The organism is Prodigiosinella confusarubida (assembly GCF_002847015.1).
In the GTDB taxonomy this organism is placed as follows: domain Bacteria; phylum Pseudomonadota; class Gammaproteobacteria; order Enterobacterales; family Enterobacteriaceae; genus Prodigiosinella; species Prodigiosinella aquatilis.
This window is the reverse complement of the sequence record NZ_CP025085.1, coordinates 4588385-4605519: the sequence shown is the minus strand read 5'-3', so window position 1 is coordinate 4605519 and position 17135 is coordinate 4588385. Positions and strand designations below refer to the sequence as shown.

The following is a 17135-nucleotide window of genomic DNA, read 5'->3' as shown; positions in this document are numbered from 1 at the left end:
CATTCAGAATCCCATCGGTGGGCCGGGACGTTGCTGTGTGGTGGTTGTCCCACTATTGCTTTGCTGACTGACAATCACTTCTTCACCGGCTTTAACACCTGACACCAACTGCACATAGACATTATCGCTAACCCCGGTCTTTACTTCTCTCGCTGATATTTTCCCTGAGGGGCCAACGACCTGAACCACATCCTTACCGTCCATCGTGCTTAATGCGGTAACCGGTACAACCAGCGCGTTTTTTACCGATGACAACAGAATATAGACCTGTGCCGTCATGGAAATCCTAAGGACTTCCCCTGGATTATCAATATCAAACAGACCGTAATAGTAAATGGCAGTGCTGGAGGATGAACTACTGCTTGAACTGGTCGTGCTGGTGCTTGATGTGCTATCCGTGCTGGTGGATTCAGGGGCAGGTTCTATTGCACGTAATACGGCCTGATAGCGTTTCTTGGGGTTGCCTAAAATAGTGAACCAGACCGGCATTCCGGGTTTGACTTTAATGACGTCAGCTTCTGATATTTTTGCTTCTACCGTCATGGTCTTCAGGTTGGCAACTTTGGCAATAGTGGGCGTACTCTGTGCTGCATTGACCGTTTGGCCCTCTTCAACCGGAATCGATACGATAGTGCCGTCAATGGGAGAGCGGATTTTCGTGTATCCCAGGTTAACCTGGGCCGTGTTAACCGCGATTTTGGCCTGAATGATTTGCGCATCAAGTGCAGCTATTTCCGCCTGAGTGGCTTCCAGCGTGGTCTGTGTGCTATCGTAATCGGCCTGCACTCCCAGGCCTTTTTTCATTAGCATTTTCTGACGCTGCCAACTGAGTAGATCGTTTCTCATCGTGGCTTGCTTAGCCAACCGTTGGGCCTGAATATTTTTCAGCCCGGCTTCGCTGTCTTTAAGCGAGTTTTGTTGGGTAAGATCATCGATTTCTGCTAATAGCTGGCCTTTTTTGACTTTATCACCCAATGTAATGCGCAATGTTTTTATCTGCCCTGAAACTTGCGCGCCTACGCTTACCTGTTTTTGTGCCTGAATGGTGCCATCGGCTAATACAGTTTGCTCTAAATCGCGGACAACAACCGGGGTGGTAATATAGTGTACCGGAGTACCTTGATGGGCGAAGAACAGGGAGAAAAGCAGCGCAACGATTATTACTGACAACAATATCAGTAGCGAGCGGGCTGAAAGTAAACGCGATTTTATCAAAACAGGAGCTTCCTCACTATTACTGCTAAACGAAAGGCATCAAGAGGTGATAATTTACTCTTCACTTCAGTAGTGAGAGGTAGTATTTCCTTAAGGGAAAAGTAAGAATTCCGTAAATCCGACTGCGAAGATCAAGGCCAGGCCTGACAATAGATTCTGTAATGTAAAAATATAATGGGGATAGTGCATGAAAATTTTACTGGTGGATGATGATGCCGAACTGGGAAAAATGCTTTGCGAGTATCTGGGAGCGGAAGGATTCTCAGCTTCTCAGGTATTGACAGGAAAAGAGGGCATTGAAGGTGCAATGTCCGATCAGTATGCCGCAATGATTCTGGACATTATGCTGCCGGATATGAGCGGTATTGATGTCCTTCGCAATGTCAGGCGTAATCGTCAACTGCCAATCATTATGCTAACAGCCAAAGGTGACAATATTGATCGGGTCATTGGGCTGGAAATGGGTGCGGATGACTATGTACCGAAACCCTGTTATCCCCGAGAATTGGTTGCTCGGCTGAGGGCGGTGTTCCGGCGTTATGAAGAAAAACCGGATAAAACCGATAACACCGGTATCGTTAGTTATGGCGATCTGGTGTTTAATCCAGCGACGCGTAGCAGTGAGTGGCGTGGTCAGCCGTTTGATCTTACGGCTTCTGAGTTTAATCTCCTGGAACTGTTGGTGCGATCTCCTGAACGTGTAGTAACAAAAGACGAGCTATCAGAAAAATGTCTGGGTCGCCAGCGCGAGGCCTATGATCGTAGTGTTGATGTGCATATCAGTAATATTCGCCAAAAGCTCATTGCCCTGGATGGATGTTCTTTGCTGATTGAAACAGTACGTAGTGTTGGTTATCGGATACGTTAATGATGTATGGGCGATTGTTCTGGAAAATACTGTTGGGGCTGTGGTTCACGTTTATTTTTATATCTCAGCTAATGTGGGTGGGGTTCTCTTTTTATGGTGACCGACGTGATCCACCGGAAGTTCAGGTGGAAAAACATGTTAGCACTTTACAGATAGCGTTAGCGACTCAGGCCCTGCAACAGGGAGGATTGCCTAGGTTAAAAGCGGTAGTCGCCACATGGCCTGAAAGTGAGCGTCGGTACTTAAAAGTCTTCACGAAAGATTTTCCCACACCAATAGATTCCATTATTGATAAGCACAGTGAGTCCGATAGTTTTTGGGATCGTTTCAGATCTTCACAGAGGAACATCCTGACACAGGTTACCGGGCCAAACGGTGAGCATTACCAGCTCTATTTTGATACGAAGATCTGGCGTAAAGAGTTCTTGCCCGGACCACCAGAGATACAACAGTTTCTGCATCTGCCTGCACCAATGGTATGGATTGGTGTCTTGGGCGGATTGATTTTTAGCTGGATGTTGGCCTGGAACCTGACGCGTCCACTCAGTCAATTGCGCGCCGGGTTTGGGCGAGTAGCTCAGGGCGATTTATCAGTGCGATTGCTGCCCGTCATGCGGCGGCGTCATGATGAAATCAGTGATGTGGCCCGTGATTTTGACTCAATGTCCGAGCGGCTGGAGGTGCTGGTCAGTGCCAGAGAGCAACTGTTGCACGATGTTTCACATGAGCTGCGTTCACCACTGGCTCGTTTGCAACTGGCGATAGGATTAGTACGACAGAACGAAGGTAACCTGGAAAATTCATTACACCGTATTGAGCGTGAAGCTGGACGTATGGACAAAATGATCGGTGAGTTGTTGACATTGTCACGTACTGAAAACACGGCCGCTAATGAAGAATACTTTGACTTACTTGGGTTGGTGACGGCGGTGGTGAATGACGCCCGTTATGAGGCACAGGTTCCAGGGATTGAGATTACATTGAGCACCGGTGGATTTGATGATTATACGGTTACTGGTGTTTCAGAACTGATTCGTCGCGCAATTGACAATATTCTCAGGAATGCGCTGCGTTTTTCTTCGCCTGGGCAACTGGTGTCAGTTACTTTGGGACGAGATGAGCAGGAATGGATTATCGGTGTGGCTGATCAGGGGCCTGGTGTAGAGAAAAGTAAGCTTTCCAGTATTTTTGACCCGTTTATACGCATAGATTCGCCACTATCAGGTAAAGGATATGGTTTAGGGCTGGCGATTGCCCGCAAGGCAATACAGGCTCATGGTGGTAAGATTGAAGCAGAAAACCGGGGACAAGGCGGATTACTGATTCGGGTCTGTATCCCACGCTGGAAATGAAAACGGCGCCTTCACCCAGGCGCCATTTATATAATAATCGGTAATCGGTATTATTTTTTGATGCGGATTATCGGTGTTTCTCCGACCACTACTGTCCCGGTCAGTTTGGTCAATTCTTTGATCTCATCCATATTGGAGATGACTACTGGTGTTAAGGTAGATTTAGCTTTCTCTTCCAGCAGAGCCAGATCAAATTCGATCACCAAATCGCCTTTCTTCACCCGCTGGCCTTCTTCCGCGATGCGTTTGAAACCTTCGCCTTTCAGTTCGACGGTATCAATACCAAAGTGAACAAAGAGTTCGATGCCGCTGTCTGATTCGATAGAAAAAGCATGGTTAGTTTCGAATATTTTACCGATGGTGCCGTCAACCGGGGCCACCATTTTGTTGCCTGTCGGTTTAATCGCTATACCATCACCTACGATTTTTTCGGCAAAAACAACATCAGGAACATCTTCAATATTTACGATTTCTCCGGACAGTGGGGCAATGATCACAATGCTGCCAGTGTCTTTTTTATCATCAGAAACCAGAGATTTCAGTTTATCGAACAAACCCATGATTCTCTCCTAAGCATTAATATTGGGCCAGCGTAGTGGTATCAGCAAAGTGTTTTTTCTTTAATGAACCGGCTTACCAGGTTACTTAACTCTTCTGCAGTTGGTAGGGTCATAGCCTGTTCCGCCAGCGCCTTCGCATCTTCGTAATTTGCATTACGAATTATTTTCTTGATGCTTGGGATAGAGATAGAACTCATGCTGAATTCATCCAGACCCATTCCCAATAACAGTAGTGTAGCACGTTCGTCTCCAGCGAGCTCACCACACATACCTGTCCACTTGCCTTCGGCATGAGATGCGTCAATCACCTGTTTGATCAGGGTTAATACCGCTGGGGACATCGGGTTATAGAGATGGGAAATCAGCTCATTACCGCGATCTACAGCCAGAGTATACTGAGTTAAGTCGTTTGTCCCAATACTAAAGAAATCAACTTCCTTCGCCAGATGGTGAGCAATGGCTGCGGCTGCCGGTGTTTCCACCATTACGCCCATTTCGATATTCTCATCATAAGCTTTACTTTCTTCTTTCAACTGCACTTTCAGCATATCCAGTTCGGCTTTAAGGGCACGAACTTCTTCGACTGAAATGATCATCGGGAACATGATTCGCAGTTTACCAAATGCGGACGCACGCAAAATGGCGCGTAGCTGTGCATGAAGAATTTCTTTACGGTCAAGACAGATGCGAATAGCCCGCCAGCCGAGAAAAGGGTTTTCCTCTTTTGGCAGATTCATGTATGGCAAATCTTTGTCGCCACCGATATCCATGGTGCGGACAATCACTGCTTGTGCACCTACGGCTTCAGCCACGGCCTTGTAAGCCTGGAACTGTTCTTCTTCTGTCGGGAAGGTATCACGGTCCATGAACAGAAATTCTGTGCGGTACAGGCCGACACCTTCGGCGCCATTACGCTCGGCACCTGCTACGTCACGTACTGTACCAATGTTGGCACAGACTTCTACCTGATGACCATCCAGTGTTATGGCCGGCAGGTCTTTCAGTTTGGCGAGCTCATATTTTTCGGTGTTGTATTGCTGCTGAACCGTTTTGAGCTGGTCAATTGTTTCTTGGCTTGGGTTTTGATAAACCTTGTTGTTGACACCATCCAGAATCAGAAAATCACCGTTTTTAACCTGCTTGGTGACGTCGGTGGTGCCCACAATGGCTGGCAATTCCAGTGAACGAGCCATGATAGAGGTATGTGATGTCCGTCCGCCAATATCAGTGATGAACCCCAGCACTTTGTCCAGATTTAACTGCGCAGTTTCAGATGGCGTCAGATCAGTTGCGACTAGAATCACTTCTTCCTGGATGTCGCCCAGGTCAACGATATTCATGCCGAGAATATTTTTCAGCAGACGCTTACCAATGTCGCGCATGTCCGCCGCGCGTTCTTTCAGGTATTCATCATCAAGTTCTTCCAGCGCTTTGGCCTGGTTCTCGATAACAGAAAACGCCGCTGCATCGGCAGAGGCGTGCTCATCTTTAATCAGGGATATGATTTCCTGCTCGAATTCCTCATCTTCAAGTAACATGATATGCCCTTCGAAGATGGCTTCTTTCTCTGCACCCAGCGTTTCTGCCGCTTTGGTCTTGATCACTTCCAACTGTTTAGACGCTTTGGCGCGGCCTTCCAGAAAACGGTCGACTTCCTTATTTACTTGATCTGCAGAGATTTTTTTTCGGTTGATGATAATTTCATCTTCTTTCAGTAAAAGTGCCTTACCAAAAGCAATACCGGGTGATACTAATATGCCTGAAATCATAACCTTACCTTACTTGATACTGATGTTCACTAAAAAGACCGTGCCGTTTATTCGAGCTCAGCCATCAGTTTAACCAGATGTTCAACAGCTTTCTGTTCGTCTTCACCTTCTGCTGAAATAGTAACAACAGTACCCTGAGTTAAACCGAGTGTCTGTAATTTGAACAAACTTTTTGCGCTGGCGCTTTTTCCGTTGGAAGCAACGGTGATTTCTGAAGCAAAGCCCTTGGCTTCCTTGACAAATTGGGCGGCGGGTCGCGTGTGTAAGCCATTCGGAGCGGTAATAGTTACTTCTTGTTGGAACATTCTGTTTTCCCCAACTTATTGGATTAAAAATTAGTGTTGTGGAGCTAAAGTTTAGTGTGTTCACTGAACTTTAGCCTGTTTGGTTAGCACCCTGAGCATGTTACAGGGGCAGGCCGGGATGCGGCAAGGAGACAACTTCACGTTTCCCTTATTACAATATCAGTAATAATCACCTGTTTTCTACTCGAACACTGGCAGTGTGGGAAGTTTACTTTCACTATTTCATCTCTACCAAGCGCGATTTTGCAAAAAGGATCTTAACGGATATTAATTTCACGCATCAAAATAATTGACCGGTTAAATACTAAACTTGGCTCGGAAAAGCAATGCATAAGTAATGGAAAGTTTGAAGTCTGCCGCAAAAAAGCACCCCGCGAGGTGCTTTTTTTAACATTTTGATTACTATTTGTGCGTATGGTGGAGGGCTACTGCTGTAGTTCCTGTTCGGTAAACAGATCAGCAAACAGGGCCGTACTCAGATAACGTTCACCGGAAGAAGGTAAAATAACGACGATAGTTTTATTTGAAAATGCATCTTCTTTTAGTAAATTAAGTGCCGCAGCTACTGCTGCGCCGGAGGAAATACCAGCCAGAATACCTTCCTCTTCCATCAACCGGCGGGCTGTCTGGATAGCCTCGTCGTTGCTGATTTTTTCTACGCGATCAATCAGCTTCAGATCCAAATTGTCTGGGATGAATCCAGCACCGATGCCCTGAATCTTGTGTGGACCCGGCTTGATTTCTTCACCAGCCAGTGCCTGGCTTATTACCGGAGAATCAGTGGGTTCAACGGCGACAGTAGTAATCGCTTTACCTTTGGTGTTCTTGATGTAACGGCTTACTCCCGTTAATGTCCCCCCTGTACCCACCCCAGCGATGAATACATCCACTTGACCGTCGGTATCTTCCCAGATTTCCGGGCCAGTTGTTTTTTCATGAATTTCGGGGTTGGCCGGGTTACTAAACTGCTGCAGCATCAGATAACGCTGCGGGTCGCTGGCAACGATCTCTTCTGCTTTGGTGATCGCGCCTTTCATCCCTTTGGCACCTTCAGTCAGTACCAGGTTGGCTCCCAGCGCCTTGAGCAACTTGCGGCGTTCAATACTCATGGTTTCCGGCATGGTCAGCGTCAGCTTATAGCCACGTGCAGCAGCAACGTAAGCTAAAGCAATACCGGTGTTACCACTGGTAGGTTCTACGAGTTCGATACCCGATTTCAGTACGCCACGTTTTTCCGCATCCCAAATCATATTGGCACCGATGCGGCATTTTACGCTGAAGCTTGGATTACGGGATTCAACCTTGACCAGGATGCGCCCATTACCGATACGATTCAGGCGAACCAGCGGCGTATGGCCGATTGTAAAAGAATTGTCTTCATAGATCTTGCTCATAGCCTGTCCTTTAATGACTGTATGAAATTTTTTGTGAACATCAGAGAGAATACCTGTTCATGGCGGCCAGTGAAGTAAGGAATCGTTATATCGTTATGTTCTTAGGAAATATATTTTCATCATTTACTTGATATCAACCGATTACATTACCGGCGTGGTTTTAGTGCCTTGGACAGATGGCGATAACGGTCAACCCACAACGCCGTTGCGCCACAAACCGCAACTGGCATGATAACTAGGTTAAGTACCGGAATGAGCGTAAACAAACTAATCAAGGCGCCAAACTGCAAATTGGTCATCTTGTGCTGCCGTAGTGCTCTTCGCATGACAGGAAAACTGACTTTATGGTTATCAAATGGATAATCACAATATTGTATTGCCAGCATCCAGGCACTGAACATGAACCAAATTACAGGTGCCAGTGTTTGACCGATTCCCGGTATGAAATAGAGCAGTAGCAATACCACTGCCCGAGGTAAATAATAGGCCAGTTTCTGAACTTCACGCTTCATGATGCGGGGAATATCTTTGGCGATGCTGATGATACCGCTGTCCGGCAGCGGTTTTCCAGTCAGGCGCGCTTCCAACTGTTCGGCCAGCAGACCATTGAAAGGAGCGGCAATAAAATTGGTGATGGTGCTGAATAAGTAACTGAAAACCAGCAAGACAGAAATAACAGCCAGTGGCCAGATGAGATAACTTAGCCATTGCAACCAATGTGGAATATCGGCCATGAGGCGGGGTATCCAGTTATCTAGCTGATGCAACAGCCACCAGAAAGCGCCACTCATCAAAAGAACATTGATCAGCATGGGAAGAATGACAAAACGACGGATGCCGGGAAGAGAGAGCAAATGCCATCCTTTCACAAAGTAATAGATACCACTATGGTTGTTATCAGTGTATTGCAGGTCAGACATCTTGTCGGTCGCTCCATTAATTGCAGGTTATCGCATCATATAGAGATGATTTTCTGCTGGCTAGAGCGCTTTTGTATGAAAAAACAGCAAAAAGGTGCGTACTATCTATCTTTATTATCATAAACTACCGACCAGACTTGCACTTGTGTACACAGGCAAATAGAGTTAGTGGTATGAGGGTTTGCCGTGGTGGCAATGTATTGGAACAACTGGGATAGCAATGATGCAGGACTTGCGTCTGATATTAATCGTTGTTGGCGCGATCGCAATTATAGCACTGTTACTGCACGGCTTGTGGACAAGCCGTAAAGAGCGTTCGTCCCTTTTTCGAGATCGTCCCGTTAAGCGTATCAAGCCGGAACGTACTGAAACGCCGCTTGAGGAGCTTGACGAAGGTGTGGGTGAAGTTCGTGTCAGGAAGACTCGAACGGAGAATGAACCATCTCTGGGTAGCTATAATACTCAGGGGCAGAATGCGGCTGACAAACCATCTTCTCCACCAAGTCAGCGTTCTATGTCAGCATCTGACGATGATTACGATCCACTGTTGGGTGAAAACACGTCGGAGGACGTTTTTCATGTCCAGCATGATTCTGGTGCTGTGCCGCCTCGGCAGCGGCCAAGGGATGACGATCAGTCTATAGAGCCGTCTGAAACTTCCTATTCAGAACCTGAATTTGATGCACCGGTGGCAGAATCCACGCCTGATGAGGATGCCGCGGCAAAAGAAGTCGTACTGGTGTTGCATGTTGCGGCCCACCACGGTGGCATCATCGGCGGTGAAGTGCTGTTGCAGAGTGTATTGCAGTCAGGTTTCCAGTTTGGTGAGATGAGCATTTTCCATCGTTACGTTAATCCTGCGGGCGGTGGTCCGGTGTTGTTTAGTCTGGCAAATATGGTGAAGCCAGGGTCTTTCAGTGTGGATGAAATGTCCGAGTTTTCGACGCCCGGCGTGTCAATCTTTATGATGGTGCCTTCCTACGGCGATGCCAATCAGAATTTCAAGCTGATGCTACAGTCAGCTCAGCGTATTGCGGATGATGTCGGCGGCGTGGTATTGGATGATGAACGACGAATGATGACGCCGCAAAAGGTTGAGTCTTATAAAGCTCGAATTCGTGATGTACTGAAAGCCAATAGTTGATAGCTGTGGTTTAGATGTAAAAGTAAAAAGCCCCCGCTTACGGGGGCTTTTTACTTTTACACCATGATGAATGTGTTTGAGTATTCCAGCTGTGGTGAACAATAGAAATACAGGGTGGTCGGTTGTGAGCGCGAATGGATTAAAACAGGAAATTGGTTTAGTGCAGGGTATCGGATTGCTGTCAACATCGCTATTGGGCACCGGCGTATTTGCTGTACCGGCATTAGTGGCGCAATCATCACATGCAGATAGTTTGTGGGCCTGGCCGTTGTTGATCCTGTTTGTCTTTCCTATTGCCATTGCTTTTGCTTCTCTGGGGCGTCATTTCCCAAATGCTGGAGGAGCCGCGCATTTTGTAACGTTGGCGTTTGGCCCTCGTTTGGCGCGGGTGACTGGCTGGTTGTTTTTGTCTGTTATTCCTATTGGTTTGCCGGCCGCTATGCAAATTGCCGCCGGGTTCTGGCAGGCGGCATTTGGGTGGGGAGAGCGAGGGTTGTTGGTGGTTCAGCTACTGACGCTTGGTGTTATTTGGCTATTGGGGATACGCAGTGCCGGTTCCAGTGCCACGATCCAAACGATTATCGCATTCCTGGTGGTTGCCCTGGTGGTGGCTATCTGGTGGCGGGGCGATATTACGCCGGCACAAATTCCCTGGCCAGCATTGGATAATATTTCATGGCCTCATACCTTTAATGCGCTAGCGGTTATGTTCTGGTGTTTTGTCGGGCTGGAGGCGTTTGCTCATCTGGCAACAGAATTCAAATCACCGGAACGGGATTTCCCGCGCGCATTGTTGATCGGCATGTTGGTCGCTGGAGTCGTCTACTGGGGATGTACTGTCGCGGTACTGCATTTTGGCGCCTATGGCCCGGGTAGGGCCGCTACGGCATCGTTACCAGACATCGTTGTACGGTTGTTTGGTGAGCGTGCGTTGTGGATTGCCTGTATCGTGGGCTATCTCGCCTGCTTTGCCAGCGTGAACATTTATACGCAGGGATTTTCTCGTCTGGTGTGGTCACAGGCACCGAGCAGTAGCCCGCTGGCAAAGCTCTCCGCCGGCCAGGCTCCCGTTAATGCTCTTTCTGTCGTGGTGCTCTGCTGCCTGGTGTGTTGTGTGCTGATTTACTGGCTGGCGCTACCGCTGGATACGCTGATTGTGTATGCCAATGGTATTTTTGTGCTGATATACCTGCTCTGTATGCTGGCGGGATGTCGTTTATTACGGGGACGCTCGCGAGTGATGGCGGCTATCGGCAGCGTACTCTGTGGTGCTTTGTTGGTCGTAATTGGTGGGAAGTCGCTCTACGCACTGATAATGTTCGGTGCGCTGTGGTTGTTTTTGCCGCATAAGTCTACTGCGTTGCTATCAGAATAAAACCACTATTGGTATACAAAAGACAGAGCCGGATTAGTCATGGCTCTGTCTGATGCGCTACTCGTGATCAGTAGGTTGTTGCGCCGCAGCCTCAGCGGCTGTTTTCGTTTCAAGCTCAGCCAGCCTTTGCTCCAGCATCGCCAATTTTTCGCGGGTGCGTAAAAGTACCTGCGTTTGTATGTCGAACTCTTCCCGGTTGACTAAATTGAGTTTGGTGAGTTGCGACTGTAACACCTGGCGGATTTTTTTCTCCACGTCTTCACCCAGCTCCCGGATGCCTTTGGGCATGGATTCATGCACCTGGCGGGCGATTTGTTCTATTTTCTTCGGGTCAATCATGAGGTTTTCCTGGTTTCTCTGACGGCATAATGATGTCTGTAAGTGTAATGCGTGTCAGGCGTTGTATAAACTAAAAGTGATTGCCATCGTGTGTAATTTCACTCTGCACACCCATGTTATGAATTGCTCTGTAATATAATTGGCGTTATAGTTATCGAACTTATTCTCAGGGCGGGGCGTAATTCCCCACCGGCGGTAAACCAGCGATATACTGATGTATATCCGTTGGAAGCCCGCGAGCGCTCAGGTTGCCCGTGCAGCCTGAGGTCAGCAGATCCGGTGAAATTCCGGAGCCGACGGTTATAGTCCGGATGGGAGAGATTAACGGTTTCTGTCAGGTTAACGCCTGCTCGCGTTATTTTATTGGTTTTTGTTGCAATCAGTGACAAAAGCAACTCCTCAAGATCGCCCTGATTCTGGTAACCCATAATAACGGTGAGGTTTTTTACCATGAATCAGACATTACTTTCCAAATTTGGTACTCCTGTTGAACGCGTTGAACGTGCGCTTGATGCTCTGCGTCAAGGGCGTGGTGTTATGGTGCTGGACGACGAAGATCGTGAAAACGAAGGTGACATGATCTTCTCTGCGGAGAAGATGACGGTGGAACAGATGGCACTGACGATCCGTCATGGCAGTGGCATTGTGTGCCTGTGCTTGACAGAAGAACGCCGTCAGGCGCTGGAACTGCCCATGATGGTGGAGCATAACTCCAGCCATTACCAGACGGCCTTCACGGTGACGATTGAAGCCGCAGAAGGTGTAACCACCGGCGTGTCTGCCGCTGACCGTATTACCACTATCCGTGCCGCGATTGCCGATGATGCCCGTCCCAGCGATCTGAATCACCCTGGTCATGTTTTCCCGCTGCGTGCTCTGCCGGGTGGGGTTCTGGTTCGTGGGGGTCACACTGAAGCAACTGTCGACATGATGACACTGGCTGGCCTGAAACCGTTTGGTGTGCTGTGTGAATTAACTAACGATGATGGTTCCATGGCTCACGCACCTGAAGTGATCACTTTTGCCAAACAACACGATATGCCTGTGCTGACCATTGAAGATCTGGTGGAATATCGTCACGTCCTGGAGCGCAAAGCAAGCTGATTTGGTGACTTGAACTGAACGATATAGCAGAGGCCGACTTGTCGGCCTTTTTTTCTGGGAATTTATTCCGGTTTTCTCGCTAACAAAGTGGCAAAGCGTAGTTGGATACGGTTGCCGTTAGCGTCAGTTTTATGCAGCTCGCCAACGTCTTCGTTGTATTTGAGTAATTCCCATCCAGTATAGTATTGCCGTAGCTCGTCCTGTTTGAAGGTAAACGAAAACGGAATGGTACAAGGGAAATCGTCTGTCGACATGACGGTCACTATCAGATTGTGACCTCCTGCCGATGTGTTTTGCTGCATATTGCGGATAATAAAAGGGATACGTTCCCGATCCAGAAACATGAATACCACCGTGGAAAAGATAAAATCGTAGGAGGCGTGGATATCCGCCAGATTAATGTCATGTACAGTGGCATGGATCCCGTTGAGCTGTTCATGGGTGATAATGTTATTTAGCACACTGATGCTTTGCGCACTCTTATCGTAGGCCGTTACCTCAAAGCCTTTCAGGTTCAGATAGAGTGAATTACGGCCACGACCACAACCCAAATCCAATGCTCTACCCGGTTTGATATGGTCTATTGCATTAATGACTTCTGAATGGGTGCGGCTTAACTCATACTTCTGGTGGTAATAATCTTCTGTGCTACAGTAAAAACCAAGTTGGCATTCCATATCATCAGAACATGAAACGATGCGATGCCAATGATGGGGTTCAATATAAGGTGGTTGTTGTTGGACCGAAAAATAGTGTAACTCTCGAGTGTCGCCGTTCTCTTCTAACTGTGCGAAAGTCAGATTGCCTTTCAGAATATGTAATCTTGCCCAGGTACCTTCCTGGGTATTGTGCTTTTCCCTGAACGCTGCCGGTAACGTGTCACTGTTCCACACTGGCATCTGTTTGTAGCAAATCAACGCCTGCATAAAAACCTCTTGTCTCTGTGTCATGAGGTGATTCTATAAACCTTGTCATAGTATGTCCAATAACATGTATTATAAATGCATCAATTAAGGCATCTGGCTGTGGTTGGTATTGTTACTGAAGAAGGAAAACAGACGGGGAAAACAGTAAAACCCCGACACTCTCGGGGTTTTACTGGACTATCGGTGATATTTAGTCGCACGTGTTACATTTGTTTGGCGGTATCAGTTGGAAGAAGTCATTACCTTTATCATCCACCAGAATAAAGGCCGGGAAGTTTTCTACTTCAATCTTCCAGATAGCTTCCATACCCAGTTCCGGGTATTCCACGCAGGTCAGGCTCTTGATGCTGTTTTCTGCCAGGATCGCGGCCGGGCCACCGATGCTGCCAAGGTAGAAACCGCCGTGTTTATGGCAGGCGTAGGTAACCTGATTGCTGCGGTTACCTTTTGCCAGCATGATCATACTGGCACCGTGGGATTGCAGCAGATCTACATAAGAGTCCATGCGTCCAGCCGTAGTGGGGCCAAGAGAGCCGGAAGCATAACCGGTCGGGGTTTTTGCTGGGCCTGCATAGTAGATCGGATGATCTTTCACGTATTGCGGCAACGCTTCACCATTATCCAGGAGTTCTTTCAGTTTGGCATGGGCGATATCACGAGCCACGATGATAGTGCCACTCAAAGAAAGGCGAGTAGATACCGGATATTGTGACAGTGTCTTTAGAATATCTGCCATTGGGCGGTTGAGATCGATATGGACAGCCTCACCCTCACCAGCCTGACGCAAGTGTTCCGGAATATATTTCCCAGGGTTTTGTTCCAACTGCTCCAGCCAGATGCCGTGGCGGTTGATTTTGGCTTTGATATTGCGGTCTGCGGAGCAGGAAACCCCCATACCGACCGGGCAGGACGCACCGTGACGCGGCAGCCGGATAATACGTACGTCATGGGCGAAATATTTACCGCCAAACTGTGCTCCCAGACCCAGATTACGGGCTTCCTGCAACAATTCCTGCTCTAAGGCCACATCACGGAACGCCTGACCGTGCTCATTACCCTCTGTAGGTAGCGTATCGTAATATTTGGTGGATGCCAGCTTCACTGTTTTCAGGTTGGTTTCCGCAGAAGTACCACCAATGACAAACGCGATATGATAAGGCGGACAGGCTGCGGTGCCTAGTGTGCGCATTTTTTCCACCAGGAAGTTTTTCAATTTTACCGGTGTCAGCAATGCTCTGGTTTCCTGATACAAATAGGTTTTATTTGCGGAGCCACCACCCTTGGTAACAAACAGGAATTTGTATTCTTCGCCTTCGGTACTGTAAAGATCGATCTGTGCGGGCAGGTTAGTGCCGGTGTTGATCTCTGTGTACATATCCAGTGCCGCATTTTGTGAGTAACGCAGATTGTCTTCGGTAAAAGTATTGTAAACACCGTGAGACAAGGCTTCTGCATCGTTACAGTCAGTCCACACGCGCTGGCCTTTCTTGCCGACGATAATCGCTGTGCCGGTATCCTGACAGGTAGGCAGAATTCCCTTGGCGGCGATTTCAGAGTTACGCAGAAATTGCAGAGCGACATATTTGTCGTTTTCGCTGGCTTCGGGGTCGCTCAAAATATCAGCAACCTGTTGCTGATGAGCGGGGCGAAGCATAAAGGAGACATCATGGAAAGCCTGTTGTGCCAGCAGTGTCAGTGCTTGCGGGGCGATTTTAAGGATATCCTGGTTTTCAAATTGAGCGACGGAAACATAGTCGCTACTGATTAAACGGTACTCAGTATTATCTTTATCTAGCGGAAACGGTTCTTGGTAATAAAAAGGTTTATTCGGCATTGTTTTCTCACTTACAGCTGTATTAATTGTAGGTGTTAATCCTGTTAGGTTTAATTTCCTTAGAGATTATCCCAATGGGCTGGCTTATTTTGCCATCATGAACCTGAGTCAGGCTTGCTACCCTGTTGTATTTTTCACATAGATCTATATTTTGACGATTTTAGCATTTTGAAATCTATTGGGTATGGACTTTTATTTATGTTCTTGTGCAGGTCTTCGTCATCGTGGCAATCTCAATTTGCGTTATGAAAAAAGCAATAAGCTTTATCATAGTAGGGTTTTATAACGCTTAGTACCACTTTGTTGTGTCACATTATTATTAATCTCTATCATGTTTTTATTGAAAAAATAGCAATGGTTTGCGCCTGTAATGTGCTTTTATGAACAACATAAACATTAAATCAGTTAATTAACTTAATTAATTAAAGTATTGATGGTGAATGAATTCAATAACCACTAAATAAATATGGTTTATTGTTTAATTAATTCCCTGACGGGTTGCAATAACCATGCATCGTAAAAGAAACCGTTGTTACTGCTATGTGCGAGAGTAACTCCTGGATATTTACTCTCTTTGTGCCAGCAGGTTGTCAATCATCCATAACCCGGCTGGACCCGGTGGGTGAGGGCGTGACCACGCGATATCTACTTTAATGTGCTGTGGCCAACCGGGTAGCGTCAGTTCTGTTAGCTTCTGATTGCCGTACTGTGTAATGAGCCAGCGTGGAAGAATACTCCAGCCGAATCCTTGCTCTGCCATTTCCAGTAACATCAGGTAAGAGGGCGCGGACCAGATGAGCCCTTCAGTCTGGGGGCGTTCTCCTTGTGCGTAGGTATTCAGACACAATTGCCGCACGGTGGCGAGTTGGCTAGTGGTTACGGTTGGCATCTGAGCCAATGAATGAGTGGTGGCAACGAACACGGACATCTCTGTTGTCACCCGTAGCCGCGACACCGAAATATCCGTTGGATAGTGCGGTCGGGCGCGCAGTATACCCACATGAGCGCGCTGGGATTGTAATAGGTCAAGCACATCTTCATCTTCGGCAATCAAGCATTCAAACTCAATATCAGGAAACCGCTGGGAAAAGCGTTGTAAGACAGACTCATAGTGGATGTTTTGCCAGGTTTCAGAGAGTACGAACGTCAGTTTTGGCTCGATGCTGTCTCCTAGCCGGATAGCTAATTCATCCAGTGCTTCGCTGGCTGACAGGATCGCCTTAATGTGTGTCAACACCTTGCGGCCTTCCGGGGTCAATACGGGCTGATGTCCGTGTCGGTCAAACAGCGTCAGCCTCAGGTCGGTTTCCAGATTAGCGATGGAAGTACTGATTGTTGACTGGCTTTTATGTAAATGGCGCGCCGCTGCGGAAAAAGAACCGGTATTGACAGTTGTCACGAAAGCTAACAAGGATTCAGGAGAATAACGCATCATCATACCTCTATCGCTTTTTTCGATGGAAACTAATTTCTTTCTATTGATTATAGCGATGAAAATGACCACTGTTTTATCAACTGTGGTGTGAAATGAAAGAAAAAACCTTATGTGAACGGATGGTTCATGCCGTAGGATTTGAGGTCGTGGCGATGTTAATCTGTGCGCCAGCGAGTAGCATCCTGCTGGATCGTCCGCTATTTGACACAGGTCTGCTCTCGATGATGCTCTCTAGCGTGGCAATGATCTGGAATGTGATTTACAACCGTCTGTTCGATCGGCTGTGGCCGGTAAGCCGAATCAAACGACGTCTGTCCATACGTATAAGCCATGCGGTTGGTTTTGAGTGTGGTTTTATCGTGATCGGTCTGCCACTGGCCGCAGGGATGCTGAATATTACCCTGTGGCAAGCATTCCTGATTGAGATGGGTTTTTTCCTGTTTTTCCTGCCTTATACCGTCGCTTATAATTGGGTTTATGATACGTTGCGCGAGCGAGTTCTTCGACGTGAGAAGGTAGTGGGTTCACATTAAATCACGGTTGCAGTGTACGCGTTGGCATTGAGTCAATCAGCGATAACTATTTTGTTTGCAGA

General features: G+C 47.5%; 16 protein-coding genes and 1 riboswitch. Of the genes, 6 read left to right on the top strand and 10 right to left on the bottom strand.

The annotated features are described in order from the left end of the window. Nucleotides 1–3: 3 nt before the first annotated feature. On the bottom strand, nucleotides 4–1212 hold the full coding sequence (locus CWC46_RS20990) for an efflux RND transporter periplasmic adaptor subunit (RefSeq protein ID WP_037381194.1): 1209 nt from the start codon (nucleotides 1210–1212) through the stop codon (nucleotides 4–6). 190 nt (nucleotides 1213–1402) lie between these two features. Between CWC46_RS20990 and CWC46_RS20985 the strand changes: the two genes are divergently transcribed. Continuing rightward, complete coding sequence (locus CWC46_RS20985; RefSeq protein ID WP_021014582.1) at nucleotides 1403–2083, top strand: response regulator transcription factor; 681 nt, start codon at nucleotides 1403–1405, stop codon at nucleotides 2081–2083. Beyond that, entirely contained in the window at nucleotides 2083–3435 is a 1353-nt protein-coding gene (locus tag CWC46_RS20980) for an ATP-binding protein (protein ID WP_021014583.1), read from the top strand. Before CWC46_RS20985 ends, CWC46_RS20980 begins: the two co-directional genes overlap by 1 nt. Nucleotides 3436–3485: 50 nt before the next feature. Here CWC46_RS20980 and crr read toward each other — a convergent pair whose 3' ends face one another. The 5 genes from crr to cysZ form a co-directional block, all read right to left on the bottom strand. Next, nucleotides 3486–3995: a PTS glucose transporter subunit IIA gene (gene crr / locus CWC46_RS20975; protein ID WP_021014584.1), complete on the bottom strand. Its 510-nt coding sequence runs from the start codon at nucleotides 3993–3995 to the stop codon at nucleotides 3486–3488. Nucleotides 3996–4036: 41 nt separating this feature from the next. Beyond that, nucleotides 4037–5764 (bottom strand): phosphoenolpyruvate-protein phosphotransferase PtsI, encoded by a 1728-nt coding sequence (gene ptsI / locus CWC46_RS20970; RefSeq protein WP_021014585.1) that lies wholly within the window; start codon nucleotides 5762–5764, stop codon nucleotides 4037–4039. A gap of 47 nt (nucleotides 5765–5811) precedes the next feature. Continuing rightward, entirely contained in the window at nucleotides 5812–6069 is a 258-nt protein-coding gene (gene ptsH / locus CWC46_RS20965) for a phosphocarrier protein Hpr (RefSeq protein WP_021014586.1), read from the bottom strand. A 425-nt stretch (nucleotides 6070–6494) separates the two neighbouring features. Then, nucleotides 6495–7463 (bottom strand): cysteine synthase A, encoded by a 969-nt coding sequence (gene cysK, locus CWC46_RS20960; protein WP_021014587.1) that lies wholly within the window; start codon nucleotides 7461–7463, stop codon nucleotides 6495–6497. Nucleotides 7464–7609: 146 nt separating this feature from the next. Next, on the bottom strand, nucleotides 7610–8383 hold the full coding sequence (gene cysZ / locus CWC46_RS20955) for a sulfate transporter CysZ (RefSeq protein ID WP_021014588.1): 774 nt from the start codon (nucleotides 8381–8383) through the stop codon (nucleotides 7610–7612). Between the two features lie 220 nt (nucleotides 8384–8603). Between cysZ and zipA the strand changes: the two genes are divergently transcribed. Continuing rightward, nucleotides 8604–9527 (top strand): cell division protein ZipA, encoded by a 924-nt coding sequence (gene zipA, locus CWC46_RS20950; RefSeq protein WP_021014589.1) that lies wholly within the window; start codon nucleotides 8604–8606, stop codon nucleotides 9525–9527. Between the two features lie 124 nt (nucleotides 9528–9651). Further along, nucleotides 9652–10902: an L-methionine/branched-chain amino acid transporter gene (yjeH, locus tag CWC46_RS20945; protein WP_021014590.1), complete on the top strand. Its 1251-nt coding sequence runs from the start codon at nucleotides 9652–9654 to the stop codon at nucleotides 10900–10902. 57 nt (nucleotides 10903–10959) lie between these two features. Here the strand turns inward: yjeH and ubiK are convergent, their stop codons facing one another. Then, a complete protein-coding gene (ubiK, locus tag CWC46_RS20940) occupies nucleotides 10960–11241 on the bottom strand; it encodes a ubiquinone biosynthesis accessory factor UbiK (RefSeq protein WP_021014591.1) in 282 nt (93 codons plus the stop codon). A gap of 158 nt (nucleotides 11242–11399) precedes the next feature. Next, a riboswitch (FMN riboswitch) is annotated at nucleotides 11400–11568 on the top strand. A 123-nt stretch (nucleotides 11569–11691) separates the two neighbouring features. Here ubiK and ribB point away from each other — a divergent pair. Continuing rightward, nucleotides 11692–12345, top strand: a complete 654-nt coding sequence (gene ribB, locus CWC46_RS20935; protein ID WP_021014592.1) for a 3,4-dihydroxy-2-butanone-4-phosphate synthase — start codon at nucleotides 11692–11694, stop codon at nucleotides 12343–12345. A 62-nt stretch (nucleotides 12346–12407) separates the two neighbouring features. On the opposite strand, the gene tehB is transcribed toward ribB, so the two are convergent. The 3 genes from tehB to CWC46_RS20920 form a co-directional block, all read right to left on the bottom strand. Further along, nucleotides 12408–13271, bottom strand: a complete 864-nt coding sequence (tehB, locus tag CWC46_RS20930) for an SAM-dependent methyltransferase TehB (RefSeq protein WP_021014593.1) — start codon at nucleotides 13269–13271, stop codon at nucleotides 12408–12410. 190 nt (nucleotides 13272–13461) lie between these two features. Then, entirely contained in the window at nucleotides 13462–15105 is a 1644-nt protein-coding gene (gene fumA / locus CWC46_RS20925) for a class I fumarate hydratase FumA (protein WP_021014594.1), read from the bottom strand. A gap of 565 nt (nucleotides 15106–15670) precedes the next feature. Further along, the gene (locus tag CWC46_RS20920; RefSeq protein WP_021014595.1) at nucleotides 15671–16537 is read right to left on the bottom strand and encodes a LysR family transcriptional regulator; all 867 of its coding nucleotides are present in this window, start codon (nucleotides 16535–16537) and stop codon (nucleotides 15671–15673) included. Nucleotides 16538–16632: 95 nt separating this feature from the next. Here CWC46_RS20920 and CWC46_RS20915 point away from each other — a divergent pair, with 95 nt between their 5' ends. Further along, a complete protein-coding gene (locus CWC46_RS20915; RefSeq protein ID WP_023278717.1) occupies nucleotides 16633–17073 on the top strand; it encodes a multidrug/biocide efflux PACE transporter in 441 nt (146 codons plus the stop codon). The last annotated feature ends 62 nt before the right edge of the window (nucleotides 17074–17135 follow it).

Excerpts from the sequence above, each read along its gene's own strand:
- cysK (WP_021014587.1), bottom strand. The coding sequence starts at position 7,463 with ATGAGCAAGATCTATGAAGACAATTCTTTTACAATCGGCCATACGCCG.
- fumA (WP_021014594.1), bottom strand. The coding sequence starts at position 15,105 with ATGCCGAATAAACCTTTTTATTACCAAGAACCGTTTCCGCTAGATAAA.
- CWC46_RS20920 (WP_021014595.1), bottom strand. The coding sequence starts at position 16,537 with ATGCGTTATTCTCCTGAATCCTTGTTAGCTTTCGTGACAACTGTCAAT.
- tehB (WP_021014593.1), bottom strand. The coding sequence starts at position 13,271 with ATGCAGGCGTTGATTTGCTACAAACAGATGCCAGTGTGGAACAGTGAC.
- CWC46_RS20985 (WP_021014582.1), top strand. The coding sequence starts at position 1,403 with ATGAAAATTTTACTGGTGGATGATGATGCCGAACTGGGAAAAATGCTT.
- CWC46_RS20915 (WP_023278717.1), top strand. The coding sequence starts at position 16,633 with ATGAAAGAAAAAACCTTATGTGAACGGATGGTTCATGCCGTAGGATTT.
- ptsI (WP_021014585.1), bottom strand. The coding sequence starts at position 5,764 with ATGATTTCAGGCATATTAGTATCACCCGGTATTGCTTTTGGTAAGGCA.
- zipA (WP_021014589.1), top strand. The coding sequence starts at position 8,604 with ATGATGCAGGACTTGCGTCTGATATTAATCGTTGTTGGCGCGATCGCA.
- ptsH (WP_021014586.1), bottom strand. The coding sequence starts at position 6,069 with ATGTTCCAACAAGAAGTAACTATTACCGCTCCGAATGGCTTACACACG.
- CWC46_RS20980 (WP_021014583.1), top strand. The coding sequence starts at position 2,083 with ATGATGTATGGGCGATTGTTCTGGAAAATACTGTTGGGGCTGTGGTTC.
- cysZ (WP_021014588.1), bottom strand. The coding sequence starts at position 8,383 with ATGTCTGACCTGCAATACACTGATAACAACCATAGTGGTATCTATTAC.
- ribB (WP_021014592.1), top strand. The coding sequence starts at position 11,692 with ATGAATCAGACATTACTTTCCAAATTTGGTACTCCTGTTGAACGCGTT.
- ubiK (WP_021014591.1), bottom strand. The coding sequence starts at position 11,241 with ATGATTGACCCGAAGAAAATAGAACAAATCGCCCGCCAGGTGCATGAA.
- crr (WP_021014584.1), bottom strand. The coding sequence starts at position 3,995 with ATGGGTTTGTTCGATAAACTGAAATCTCTGGTTTCTGATGATAAAAAA.